Source organism: Methylophaga sp. F-2, assembly GCF_056859315.1.
In genome coordinates, this window is the sequence record NZ_JBSXOF010000016.1 from 276,956 (window position 1) to 290,036 (window position 13,081).

Genomic DNA, 13,081 nt, shown 5'->3' on the forward strand with positions numbered 1-13,081 from the left:
TGTGATTGAAAATAAAAGGTATATTTCATATTGATTGAATCCTTTTTTTCATGATCTAAAAATGACAAGCTATTGAGCTAAAAGTGAGAGAAAGCAGTTTAAGTTGCTGTGCTGGGTAGGTATCTGTTAATATTCTGTGCTTTCTGGAGAGTAATCAGTACTGGGGACATGTGTATTCCGGCGCAGATACTTATGGCAGAGCGGTGAACATCAGCCGCATGACAATATTTTGGATTCCGGGCCCCTGTATGGGGTTTTTGTTTTTCTGGAGAATTGATTTAGGCCGAGAGGCTTAATACATAACTTTATGGCCATTACTGATCAGATTGAACAACTTGTTGAGTCGTCGATAGAGACGCTCGGATACGAATTGGTAGGCGTTGAATATATTCAAGGCGGCCCTGATCCGATCTTGCGTATCTACATCGATGCTGAACAGGGGATTGGTATAGAGGACTGTGAAAGGGTTAGCCATCAAGTGAGCGGTATTCTTGATGTTGAAGAACCTATCCGTAGCGCCTATTTGCTGGAAATATCCTCGCCAGGATTTGATCGACCTTTATTTAAGGCTCGGGACTTTGAAAGATTTAAAGGTGCTGAAGCGAAAATATCCATGAAATTACCGGTCGATGGCCGACGCAATTTTAAAGGTATTTTAGAAGGCTTTAGTGATGGTGACATCTTAATAGAAGTGGATGGTGAGGTGTATGCCTTACCTTTGGCAAAGTTAGCAAAAGCAAGACTTGTTGCCTAAAAAAAGCGTATTATTAGCGGTTAATAATTGAATACTGAGCTGGATTGGTCTGCTACGTAATCCACTGGGGGCGTGATGAATAACAAAGAAATTTTATTGGTTGTCGATGCCATGTCTAATGAAAAAGGCGTGGGTAAGGAAGTCATTTTTCAGGCAATTGAAGCGGCGTTAGCAATGGCTACGCGTAAACGCTATGACATGGCATTGGATGCACATGTGCAAATTGATCGTGTCACAGGTAATTACGAAACTTTCCGTCAATGGCTGATTGTAGAAGATGAAGACTACCAATCACCAGAAACAGAAATTACCATAGAAGATGCTCAAGAGAAAAAAGCAGATGCAGTTGTTGGCGATTACATTCGTGAGCCGATGGAGTCTGTAGAGTTTGGTCGTATTGCGGCGCAAACTGCAAAACAAGTTATTGTTCAAAAAGTACGTGAAGCTGAGCGTGCACAAGTGGTCGATCAGTATCGTGAAAAAGTCGGTCAGATGATCCACGGTACAGTTAAGCGTGTAGAACGCGGTAATGTCACCTTGGATCTAGGTGGCAATGCTGAAGCATTCTTACCTCGTGAAGAAATGATTCCACGTGAAAGTTTCCGGACCGGTGACCGCATTCGTGGTTATTTAAAAGAAATCAGACCAGAAGGTCGTGGCCCTCAACTTATTGTAAGTCGTGTTGCACCTGAGTTGTTAATTGAACTTTTCCGTTTGGAAGTCCCTGAAATCAGCGATGGCATGATTGAAATCAAAGGTGCTGCTCGTGATGCCGGTTTGAGAGCTAAAATAGCTGTATTAGCGAAAGAGTCTCGCATTGACCCGGTTGGTGCCTGTGTTGGTATGCGTGGCTCACGTGTACAGGCTGTGACCAATGAGTTGGCTGGCGAACGTGTTGATATTATTCTCTGGGACCAAGATGTTGCTCGTTTTGCGATTAATGCAATGGCTCCTGCAGAAGTGTTATCTATCGTTGTAGATGAAGATGCACATAGCATGGATATTGCAGTTGAAGATGCACAATTATCACAAGCAATTGGCCGTGGTGGTCAAAATGTACGTTTAGCTAGTCAGTTAACCGGTTGGGAACTCAATGTGATGTCAGCATCTGATGCTGATAAAAAAGCAGAATCAGAAATCGGTGCTCTGATCAAAACATTTATGGCGGATTTGGATGTCGATGAAGATGTCGCGTTAATCCTGGCTCAGGAAGGTTTCTCTTCGCTTGAAGAAGTGGCTTATGTGCCTGAACATGAAATGCTAGATATTGAAGAGTTTGATGCAGATATCGTCGCTGAACTGCGTTCAAGAGCTAGAGATGTTCTATTAACTCGAGCGATTGCTAGTGAAGAACAACTTGAATCGGCCGAACCCACACAAGAGTTGATTGATATGGAAGGTATGACACGAGATCTCGCGTTAACCTTAGGAAGTAAAGGTATCACTGATCTTGATGATTTAGCTGAGCTTGCTGTTGATGAGCTAGTTGAAATAGGTGATATGGATGAAAAGCAAGCTGCTGCACTTATCATGAAAGCCAGAGAATCGTGGTTTGCTGACGAACAAACAGATGCAGGGGAGTAACCAATGAGTGACATGAGGGTTAAGGACCTAGCTGGCACAGTCGGAATTACAGCTGAACGCTTGGTCGAACAGCTGAACGAAGCAGGGATTAACGTCTCAAAGCCTGATGATTTCATCACCGAAGATCAAAAACAGACGTTATTACAATTCTTGCAACAGCGTCATGGTAAATCTGGCGATGGTGAAACTACCACACCGAAGAAAATTACACTGAAGCGTAAGTCTGTCAGTGAAATTAAATTAGGTGGTGCTGCTCGTGGCGGTAAAAGTGTCAGTGTAGAAGTTCGCAAAAAGCGAACCTACGTAAAACGTGATGAAGTTGAAGATACAGCCAATAACGCTGAACAAACACCTCAATTGAGTGTGGCTGAACAACAAGCAGCAGAGGTAGCGAGGCTTGAGGCTCTTCGCTTAGAAGAAGCTAAGCGTCGTCAGCAAGAAGACGAAGCGCGGCGTTTACGAGAGTCAGAGGAAGAAGCCGCTGCAGTGGCTGCTGCTATTGAAGCAGAAAATAAAGCTTCAGAAGAAGCTAAACTAGCAGCAGAAGAAGAGAGAAAAGCCCTGGAAGAAGAAGCTAAATCTAAGAAAGCTGAAAAAGCAATTGAAGAAAAAGTGAATCCTAAACCAAAGCAAACAACAGAAAAAACGTTATCCGCCTCACAGCTTGCTCATAAAAAGCTTGAAGAAGCCGATGCGAAACGCCGTGCTGCTAACCTAGCTCGAATAGAAGCTGAAAAGGCACTTGAGGCCAAGAAAAAAGCGCGCGAAGAAGAAGAGGCTTTAGAAAAAGAAAAAGAAAAAGCCCGAGCCGCAGCCGCTGAAGCACAAGCCAAAGAGCAGAAAGCCGGTGTGCGTAAAACTAAAGATGCCGAAGCGAAACATAATCGTGATAAGTCTGGCCGTAAAGGTGGTCGTAACGATGATGATTTCGAGCGTAAAGAGCTCCATGTGACCGAAGGTAAAGGTGGTCGTCGTAAGAAGAAAAAAGGCGGCGGTGCATCTAAAGTTTCTGTCAGTAAAGATCAGGAACATGGTTTTTCTAAACCAACGGCGCCTGTCGTTCGTGAAGTGAATGTACCTGAAACAATTAGCGTTTCTGACTTGGCTCTACGAATGTCAGTTAAAGCCGCTGAAGTGATTAAAACCCTTATGGGGCTTGGTACGATGGCGACGATTAATCAGGTCCTGGATCAGGATACGGCGATTATCGTTGTTGAAGAAATGGGGCATATTGCGAAACCGATTCTGGAAAATGAAGTTGAACAAGCGCTTCAAGTTTCCGATGAGAATCAGGGCGAAGCTGTTCCAAGAGCACCGGTTGTTACCGTTATGGGTCATGTTGACCATGGTAAAACGTCATTGCTGGACTATATTCGTCGCACTAAAGTGACTTCTGGCGAAGCTGGTGGTATTACACAACATATCGGTGCTTATAAAGTCGAAACCAGCCGTGGACAAATTGCTTTCCTTGACACGCCTGGCCATGCTGCTTTCACTGAAATGCGTTCTCGCGGTGCTAAAGTGACGGATATCGTTATCCTGGTTGTTGCCGCTGACGATGGTGTTATGCCGCAAACAATTGAAGCTATTCAGCATGCGAAAGCGGCTGAATCAATGATCATTGTTGCTGTGAATAAGATCGATAAGCAAGACGCTAATCCAGAACGTGTTAAACAGGAGCTGGCTAATCATGAAGTCATTCCTGAAGACTGGGGTGGTGATGTGCAATTTATTCCTGTCTCTGCATTGACAGGCCAGGGAATTGAAGACCTACTGGAAGCAATTTCTATTCAGGCTGAAGTGATGGAACTGAAAGCACCTGAAGAAGGTCCTGCACACGGTACGGTTATTGAGGCTCGTCTAGATAAAGGTCGTGGTACGGTCGTAACTGTTCTGGTACAGCAAGGTACGTTGAATAAAGGCGATATCGTTGTCGTAGGTCAGGAGTATGGTCGTGTCCGTGCTATGTTTAACGAAACAGGTGAACAGCTGAATCATGCTGGTCCATCAACACCAGTAGAGTTACTTGGTTTATCGGGTACGCCTGCTGCGGGTGACGAACTTCAGGCTGCACCAGATGATCGTACCGCACGTGAAATTGCTAACTTCCGTCAAACCAAAGCCAGAGAGCAAAAAATGGCTCAACAGCAGGCGGCTAAATTGGACGAAATGTTCAATAAGATGGAAGAAGGTGACGTTAAAACCCTCAATGTGGTTATTAAAGGTGACGTGCACGGTTCTGTTGAAGCGGTTAGTCAGGGACTACAAAAACTGTCTACTGATATGGTTAAAGTCAGAGTGGTTGGCTCAGGTGTTGGTGGTATTAATGAAACCGATGCTCAACTTGCGGCCGCATCTGATGCGATTCTGATTGGCTTTAACGTTCGTGCCGATAATGCAGCGCGAAAAGTGATTGCTGAAAAAGGTCTGGACGTTCAGTACTTCAGCATTATTTACGACTTGCTTGATGTCGTGACTAAAGCAATGACAGGTATGCTTGAACCTGTATATAGAGATGAGATAATTGGTCTGGCTCGAGTTGATGATGTATTCAGATCGCCTAAGTTTGGTGACATTGCCGGTTGTTTGGTTGTTGAAGGTACGGTTAAACGTAATAACCCAATTCGTGTACTACGTGACAATGTCGTTGTTTACGAAGGTGAACTCGAATCATTACGTCGTTTCAAGGATGATGTTAACGAAGTGAATGCGGGTACCGAATGTGGTATTGGTGTGAAAAACTACAAAGACGTTAAACCTGGCGACCAGATTGAAGTCTATGAACGTGTATTGATGAAACCGACCCTGTAATGGCAAGAGAATTTAGTCGTACAAATCGCTTTAGCGAAGTCATAATGAGAGAACTCGCGTTGATGCTTCAACGCGAGATTTCTGATCCACGTGTGGGTATGGTCACCGTCTCACATGTCGATGTCACTTCAGATCTGAAATATGCCAAAGTCTATGTAACGCGTTTTAATGGTTTCGAAGACGAGCAAGATATTAAAGAATGTCTGGCAGGATTAAATAGTGCATCTGGTTATCTGCGCAGAGGTCTGGCGGGTCGCGTTAAACTCAGGAATATGCCTGAACTTCAGTTTTTCTACGATAAAACCTTAGAACATGGTTTTCATATGGATGATCTCATTGCCAAAGCAAATGCTGATATTCGTCGGGAAGACGAAGACTAATTTATTCAGCAATGGCAAGACGACATAAAAAAGGCCGGGATATCACCGGTATTGTGATCATTGATAAACCTACTGGTCACAGTTCAAACCATATTCTTCAACGCGTTAAACGACTGTTTGATGCAAAAAAAGCAGGTCATACAGGGAGTCTTGATCCGCTAGCAACAGGTGTTTTGCCGGTCTGCCTGGGCGACGCTACCAAATTATCCAGTTATTTATTAGATGCTGATAAGCAGTATCTGGTGACTTGCCAATTAGGCATTGTCACTGACAGTGGTGATTCGGATGGCAATGTCATCAATGAAATGCCTGTGCCAGAATTTAACGAAGACACATTAAGCCAGGTCACCCAGCAATTTCTAGGCGAAATCGAACAGGTTCCGCCCATGTTTTCTGCTCTAAAACATCAGGGCCAGCCGTTATACAAGTTGGCAAGACAAGGTATTGATGTTGAGCGAAAAGCGCGCCGCATTTTTATCTATGCTATCGATATAATCGATTGCCAGTCTGATCGCTTCACCTTATCCGTACGCTGTAGCAAAGGTACTTATATTCGTACCTTAGTTGAAGATATTAGCCATGCTTTAGGAACCGGTGGGCATGTCATCATGTTAAGAAGAACAGCGGTAGCAGGCTATGATTTATCAGAAGCGATAACCGTTGAAACCTTGCAGGAAATGGCCGACAAAGATGGTTTTGTAACATTAGATGCCAGCTTGCAGCAGGCTGAAGATGCTTTACCTGACTGGCCTGCAATTGTGCTTGATGAAGAGGGCACAAAAAGTATCGGTTTTGGGCAATCGGTCACTGTGCAAACACCCTTTAAAAGCGCAAATGTCAGATTATTTAATATGAATAATCAATTTCTTGGCCTAGGTGAGATGTCAGCAGAGGGAGTAGTAGCACCGAAGCGATTATTCGCGAATGCGGTGTCTTAACTTACGCCTTGTTTCGTATTAAGAAAGTCGGTAGAATTCCTACCTTCAAAAAGGTTGGCTGTTCTGGTGTGAAGTAGCTGGGGCAGTTCAGAATTTAACTAGTAGCGAAAGCTATATAAAGTTGGAGTATTTAATGTCTATTTCTGCACAACAAAAGAAAGAACTTATCACTAAATTTGCTCGTTCAGAAGGTGATACTGGTTCTGCTGAAGTACAAGTTGCTTTATTAACAGCACGTATTACAAACTTGTCAGAACATTTTAAAACAAACATTCACGATCATCATTCACGTCAAGGTCTGTTAAAAATGGTTAGCAGCCGTCGTAAAATGTTGGACTATCTGAAAAAGACAGATATCGAACGTTACCGTGCACTGATTGCTGAATTAGGTTTACGTCGCTAAGTTGATTTTGGTGACTCAGAATATGCAGCCAATGTGGCCGGTCAATTCGGCGACCTCAAGGCAGGATATATAAAATATGCCCCTGAAGCTATAACGGTTTCAGGGGCATATTCATTTTTAGATTTATGAATTCATATCAGTTGTGGAACGGGTCCATAACTGACAACAGAGAAGAGAAGGAAAAAAGAGTGAACTCAGTAAAAAAGACAGTTCAATACGGCCAGCACACATTAAGTTTAGAAACGGGGAAAATTGCACGCCAAGCGGGTGGTGCAGTTATCGCAAGTCTTGGTGAAACAGCAGTTTTAGTCACCGTTGTCGGTAAAAAAGAGGTTAAACCAGGCCAGGACTTTTTTCCATTAACAGTTAATTATCAAGAACGTGCTTATTCAGCTGGTAAAATCCCTGGTGGCTTTTTCAAACGTGAAGGACGTCCAACAGAAAAAGAAACACTGACTTCACGTCTGATTGACCGTCCTCTTCGCCCATTATTCCCAAATGGCTTTATCAATGAAGTTCAGGTCGTAGCCACAGTGATTGGTCTGGATCCAGAAATTGATCCTGATATTCCTGCAATGATTGGTGCATCTGCTGCCTTAGCTATTTCTGGTATCCCATTTAACGGTCCATTAGGTGCTGCGCGCGTAGGTTATATTGATGGCGCTTATGTTTTAAATCCAAATAAATCACAACTTGATAACAGCGCGTTGGATTTGGTTGTTGCGGGTACTGAGTCAGCCGTATTAATGGTTGAATCTGAAGCCTCTGAACTGCCTGAAGAAGTGATGCTGGGTTCGGTTATGTTCGGTCATCAGCAAATGCAAACAGCGATGGACTTGATTAAAGCATTGCAAGCTGAAGCAGGCAAACCTGCATGGGACTGGACGGCACCAGAGAAAGACGAAACCTTGTACAACATGGTTAAAGAACAAGCCTATGCTGGTATTCAAGCGGCATATGCGATTAGCGACAAACTGGCTCGTCTGGATGAACTGAGCAAAGTTAGAAACGCGGCTGTTGAAGCACTGGTCTCTGATGAGTCTGAATATGATGATGAAGAGGTGAAAGGTGTTTTCTCCAAGCTTGAAAAAGAATTAGTTCGCGGCAGAATTATTGCTGGTGAACCACGTATTGATGGACGTGATACTGCCAGCGTTCGTCCTATCTTTGTCGAAACAGGCCTGGTTCCACGTGTTCATGGTTCTGCATTATTCACTCGTGGTGAAACGCAGGCTATTGTCATCGCGACATTAGGTGCAGAGCGTGATGCTCAAACGATTGATGCGGTTGAAGGTGAATACCGTGATCGCTTTATGTTGCATTACAACTTTCCTCCTTACTGTGTAGGTGAAACCGGTATGGTGGGTTCGCCAAAACGTCGTGAAATTGGTCACGGTAAATTGGCGAAACGTGGCGTGCAAGCGGTTATGCCAACTGCAGCTGAGTTCCCCTATGTGGTTCGTGTGGTCTCTGAAATCACTGAATCAAACGGTTCAAGCTCAATGGCCTCTGTTTGTGGTACTAGCTTGGCATTGATGGATGCTGGTGTACCTATCAAAGCGCCTGTTGCTGGTATCGCGATGGGGTTAATCAAAGAAGAAAATGGTTATGCTGTTCTGACAGATATCTTGGGTGATGAAGATCACTTGGGCGATATGGACTTTAAAGTGGCTGGTACTGAAAAAGGTGTTACAGCGCTGCAAATGGATATCAAGATCGAAGGTATCAATGAAGAAATCATGCGCACTGCATTAGCACAGGCACGTGATGGTCGTATGCATATCCTGACAAAAATGAATGCGGTCATTTCTTCACATCGTACTGAAATGTCTGAGTTTGCACCTCGCATCATCACCATTAAAATCAATGCAGATAAAATTCGCGATGTTATTGGTAAAGGTGGTGCTACTATCCGTGCAATTACCGAAGAAACAGGCGCTACAATCGATATCCAGGACGACGGTACCGTGATGATCTTCTCTTCTGATTACAATGCCGGACAACAGGCATTACGCCGAGTAGAAGATATTACCGCTGAAGTTGAAGTTGGCAAGATCTATGAAGGTCGCGTCGCTAAATTAATGGACTTTGGTGCGTTTGTCACCATTCTGCCTGGTAAAGATGGTCTGGTACACATTTCTCAAATTTCTGAAGAACGAGTTGAAAATGTGTCGGATAAACTCTCTGAAGGGGATTTAATCCAGGTGAAAGTTCTGGAAGTTGATCGCCAAGGCCGTATTCGTTTAAGTATGAAAGCGGTTAATGAAGAAACAAAAGAAGAAGAATAAATTTTTCTTTAATGTGTTCTGAAAAAGCCCCGCAATGCGGGGCTTTTTTTTATCAAAATAAATATAAATTTTTATCACCATTCAGACAATCACAGACCTGAGCAGACCTTATATAAATAGGAAAGAGTTCCTCTTGATAAGCTAAATGATAACGATTATCATTGATAAATTGATAAGGAGGATTTATGGCTCAAGAAAATGACGCAGTAAGTGCAGCAGAGAATATTGGCAATAGTGCAGACACAGCAACGAATGTAGATTCTGCTGCCAATGCTGATCCAAGTGCAGTTACTACAGGGATAACTGATGCATTGAATGGTACGGATGTCAGTACATTAACTCAGCAGCAACCTGATGCGCTTATGTCTCAATTTGCTGAATTCATGCATGTTGGCGGTCCGGTTGTCTGGATTCTAACGGGATTTTCGGTTATCGCTTTAGCGATTGTGTTAATCAAACTTTGGCAGTTTATGTCTACGCGTCCAGAGTCTGCAAAACACCTCAAGTCTGTGATTCGTGACTGGCAAAAAGGTGATGCGGCTGAAGCCATGGTGAGACTCAATCCAAAACGTCCGGTAGATGAGTTAGTCTTAATCTCTATTCGTGGTTTAACACAACATAAAATGGATTTGGCCACGTTAAAAGAAGAGCTGGATCGTGTTGCAACGCTTCGTCTCAATCAATTACGTGCGTATTTACGACCATTGGAAGTGATTGCCACATTAAGTCCATTATTAGGTTTGTTAGGTACTGTACTAGGAATGATCGTAGCTTTTCAGCAAATGGAAGCAGCGGGAAATCAGGTTGATCCTTCTGTGTTATCAGGTGGTATCTGGCAGGCATTGTTGACCACTGCTGTCGGTCTTGCTGTCGCTATTCCTGTGGTGACTGTACATAACTGGATGGAACGTAAGGTTGAACGTGTCGCTGCATTAATGAACGACACCGTCACACAAATCTTTACTGTTGAACGTGCTCAGCCTGTTTCTGCAGATAATAAAACCATGCGCCATGCTGCTTAATACTGAACAGCCAAGACATAAAAGAGCGATTAGCCTGACACCACTGATTGATGTTGTGTTCATTCTGCTATTATTTTTTATGCTCTCGTCCACCTTTATTCAGTGGCGCCAAATTGACGTATCGGCCCCGAGTGAATCACAGTCTGAATCACGTGATCAGCGTGTGGTAACGCTGATATCTAACGACGGCAAATATAAAATCGGCAATATGACCTTATCTCTTAAAGATATGGATTCTGTTATGACAGTCGTTAAACAGGATCCTGAAGCCGTGTATGTCATTGATGTGAAATCAGGTATTGAAACGCAAACAATGATTGATTTACTGGATGCATTTAAACAAGCTGGTGCCAAATCAGTCAGTCTGGCTGGAGTGAACTGATGAAAGTCGGGCAAACCATTCAACATAAAAAACCAGATCAGGATGATAGTCTGGTACCACTGATAAATATTGTTTTTTTAATGCTTATCTTTTTTATGGTAGCAGGCCATATCAGTCAATCCGATCCAATTAAAGTCCAACCGCCTTTATCGTCTAGTGAGACAAAGCAGATAGAGCAGCCTCTGGTTATTGTGGTATCTGACAATGGTCAAGTAGCAATTGAGCAGGACATTGTGGACGATAATGCATTATTACCCGCTATCAACAAGCAATTTGAGGCTGCAGCAGATAAAGACAAGTTTCGTATTTTAGTCAAAGTGGATGGCAGTTTGCCTGTCGAACGCTTACAGCACGTATTATCGATTATCAAACAGTCAGGTATTAAACGTGTTTCACTAGCCACACAAAAACAAGCGGAAGTGTCATGACAAGACATCGTTATTGGATATTTGCGCTGTTTATAGCGGTTGCTATTCACGCCGCAGGCTTTGCTTTCTTTACTTATCATGCTGAAGAAGATGATGGCGCTGAACTTGAGGGATTGCAGGGAGTAGAAATTGATCTCGGTATGCTGGGTGATCTTGGTGAAGTAGAGAAAACGGAAGAACAATCGACTGAAACCGAACCAGAGCCGGAGCCACAGAAAGAGCCAGAACCTGAACCTCAGCCCGTAGTGGAACCTGAACCTATTGTTGAGCCTGAGCCGGTGATTGAGCCGAAAAAAGTGGAAGCAAAACAAAAAACAGAGACAAAAGTAAAAGCACAACCGAAGCCTAAACCACAAAAAGTGGTTGAAGAGGTGATTGAGAAAGAAGTAGAGCCGGTTAAGCCAGTTAAACAGCACACTGTAGCCAGTAGCACAACAAGCACAAGTGATAATAAACAAACATCACAGAAAAAGACTACCGGCCAAGCTAGTACTCAATTGAGTGGTGGTCAAATTGCTGCACAGAAATCGTATTACAGTGAACTCGCTGCTACGCTTGCTAAGCATAAGCGCTACCCTATGGCATCCAGGCGTCGTGGTGAAGAAGGGATTGTTAAACTCTTTTTTATTGTCGATCGTACCGGCAAGGTGCTGGAGTTTCGTATTACAAAAAGTTCAGGTTCAGCACGTTTGGATGAAGCTGTAATTAGCATGTTAAAAAAAGCACAGCCACTGCCATCCTTTCCTGATGATATGACGCAGTCTCAGCTCGAAGTTAATGTGCCTATTGCTTTCCAGTTAAATTCATAAGCTGATATTGATTTGATAATTGCTAATGGTGGTTAATATGCGTTCAATCTGGGTCGTCGCTCACCGCTGGTTTGGTCTGGCTACGGCAGTTTTTCTGTTTATTGCTGGACTGACCGGGGCAATCATTTCATGGGATCATGAGGTCGATGAGTGGTTAAACCCTCAGCTTTATAAAGCAAAAACACAAAGCCTAGATAACGATTTGGTGAGTCCGTTAGCACTTGCAAATAAATTCGAAGCGGAAAACCCACAGTTAATGGTCAGCTTTATGCCACTCAATATTGAAGCTGATCATAGTTTATTGATGACAGTGATGCCGAGACCTTTACCTGAAACAGGTAAGGCAGCACCTGTTGATTTCAATCAAGTTGCGATTGATCCTGCGACGTCAGAAGTACAGGCAACCAGAATGTGGGGCCAGATATCACTGAGCCGCGAGAATATTCTTCCTTTTTTATACAAGCTACATTACAGCATGCATATTCCAGATGGTTTTGGTATAGAGCTAGGTATTCTCTTTATGGGAATTATTGCTATTGTCTGGACGATAGATAGCTTTATTGCATTATGGATTAGCTTCCCAAAAGCCAAAAGTTGGAAAAAGTCATTCCGGTTTCGCTGGAAAAAAGGCGGTTACAAATTAAACTTTGATTTGCACCGTTCTGGAGGCGTTTGGCTCTGGGGATTTGTATTGATATTGGCTGTAACATCGATTTCGATGAATCTGAATAACGAAGTGATGCGACCAGTGATATCTGTTTTTTCTGAACTGACACCAACACCATTTGATCAGCGTACACCCACAGCATTGGATGAGCCGGTGAATGCTGAACTGACACGCGAACAAATTTTACCCCTTGCGCGTGAGCAGGCCGATAAAATGGGGATTACAGATCCAGCCGGCGGTATTTTTTATGCATCTCACTACGATGTTTACGGGGTTGGTTTTTATAGAGCAGAGAATGATCATGGCGATGGTGGTTTAGGTAATCCATGGCTGTATTTTGATGGTAAAAGTGGTGAATACCTTGGTGGTAAATTGCCGGGACAAGGAACTGCCGGAGATATTTTTATTCAAGCCCAATTCCCATTACACTCTGGCCGCATCATAGGTCTACCAGGGAGAGTGATGGTTTCTATTATGGGACTGATGATAGCGATTTTCAGCGTCACCGGTATTATTATCTGGGCAAAAAAACGCCGTGCCAGAGTCTCTACCCGAATCAATCAAGCGCTGAGTATGTCTTCTTCTCTCCACTAACATAGATAATGCTATGCTAGC

12 protein-coding genes are annotated in these 13,081 nt (G+C 43.4%); all 12 read left to right on the forward strand.

From position 1 onward, the window contains the following. Window positions 1–307: 307 nt before the first annotated feature. The 12 genes from rimP to AC13DA_RS05720 all read left to right on the forward strand — a co-directional run bounded on the left by rimP (window position 308) and on the right by AC13DA_RS05720 (window position 13,060). Window positions 308–754, forward strand: a complete 447-nt coding sequence (rimP, locus tag AC13DA_RS05665) for a ribosome maturation factor RimP (protein ID WP_284451764.1) — start codon at window positions 308–310, stop codon at window positions 752–754. Window positions 755–829: 75 nt separating this feature from the next. Continuing rightward, the gene (gene nusA, locus AC13DA_RS05670) at window positions 830–2,338 is read left to right on the forward strand and encodes a transcription termination factor NusA (protein WP_007145770.1); all 1,509 of its coding nucleotides are present in this window, start codon (window positions 830–832) and stop codon (window positions 2,336–2,338) included. Between the two features lie 3 nt (window positions 2,339–2,341). Further along, window positions 2,342–5,149 carry a translation initiation factor IF-2 gene (gene infB / locus AC13DA_RS05675; protein ID WP_284451763.1) on the forward strand — a complete coding sequence of 936 codons (2,808 nt, stop codon included), beginning with the start codon at window positions 2,342–2,344 and terminating at the stop codon, window positions 5,147–5,149. Continuing rightward, a complete protein-coding gene (gene rbfA, locus AC13DA_RS05680) occupies window positions 5,149–5,529 on the forward strand; it encodes a 30S ribosome-binding factor RbfA (protein ID WP_273182289.1) in 381 nt (126 codons plus the stop codon). Before infB ends, rbfA begins: the two co-directional genes overlap by 1 nt. Before the next feature lie 11 nt (window positions 5,530–5,540). Beyond that, window positions 5,541–6,467, forward strand: coding sequence for a tRNA pseudouridine(55) synthase TruB (truB, locus tag AC13DA_RS05685; protein ID WP_007145767.1), 927 nt, complete (start codon window positions 5,541–5,543; stop codon window positions 6,465–6,467). Window positions 6,468–6,600: 133 nt separating this feature from the next. Beyond that, on the forward strand, window positions 6,601–6,870 hold the full coding sequence (gene rpsO, locus AC13DA_RS05690) for a 30S ribosomal protein S15 (protein ID WP_007145766.1): 270 nt from the start codon (window positions 6,601–6,603) through the stop codon (window positions 6,868–6,870). A gap of 188 nt (window positions 6,871–7,058) precedes the next feature. Then, window positions 7,059–9,158, forward strand: coding sequence for a polyribonucleotide nucleotidyltransferase (gene pnp, locus AC13DA_RS05695; protein WP_284451762.1), 2,100 nt, complete (start codon window positions 7,059–7,061; stop codon window positions 9,156–9,158). A 185-nt stretch (window positions 9,159–9,343) separates the two neighbouring features. Further along, window positions 9,344–10,180 carry a MotA/TolQ/ExbB proton channel family protein gene (locus tag AC13DA_RS05700; RefSeq protein ID WP_007145764.1) on the forward strand — a complete coding sequence of 279 codons (837 nt, stop codon included), beginning with the start codon at window positions 9,344–9,346 and terminating at the stop codon, window positions 10,178–10,180. Then, window positions 10,170–10,562, forward strand: coding sequence for an ExbD/TolR family protein (locus tag AC13DA_RS05705; protein ID WP_007145763.1), 393 nt, complete (start codon window positions 10,170–10,172; stop codon window positions 10,560–10,562). The genes AC13DA_RS05700 and AC13DA_RS05705 overlap by 11 nt, the downstream gene beginning before the upstream one ends. Beyond that, window positions 10,562–10,990 (forward strand): ExbD/TolR family protein, encoded by a 429-nt coding sequence (locus AC13DA_RS05710; protein WP_273182281.1) that lies wholly within the window; start codon window positions 10,562–10,564, stop codon window positions 10,988–10,990. The genes AC13DA_RS05705 and AC13DA_RS05710 overlap by 1 nt, the downstream gene beginning before the upstream one ends. After that, entirely contained in the window at window positions 10,987–11,799 is an 813-nt protein-coding gene (locus tag AC13DA_RS05715; protein ID WP_284451761.1) for an energy transducer TonB, read from the forward strand. Before AC13DA_RS05710 ends, AC13DA_RS05715 begins: the two co-directional genes overlap by 4 nt. Window positions 11,800–11,836: 37 nt before the next feature. Further along, complete coding sequence (locus AC13DA_RS05720; RefSeq protein ID WP_284451760.1) at window positions 11,837–13,060, forward strand: PepSY-associated TM helix domain-containing protein; 1,224 nt, start codon at window positions 11,837–11,839, stop codon at window positions 13,058–13,060. The last annotated feature ends 21 nt before the right edge of the window (window positions 13,061–13,081 follow it).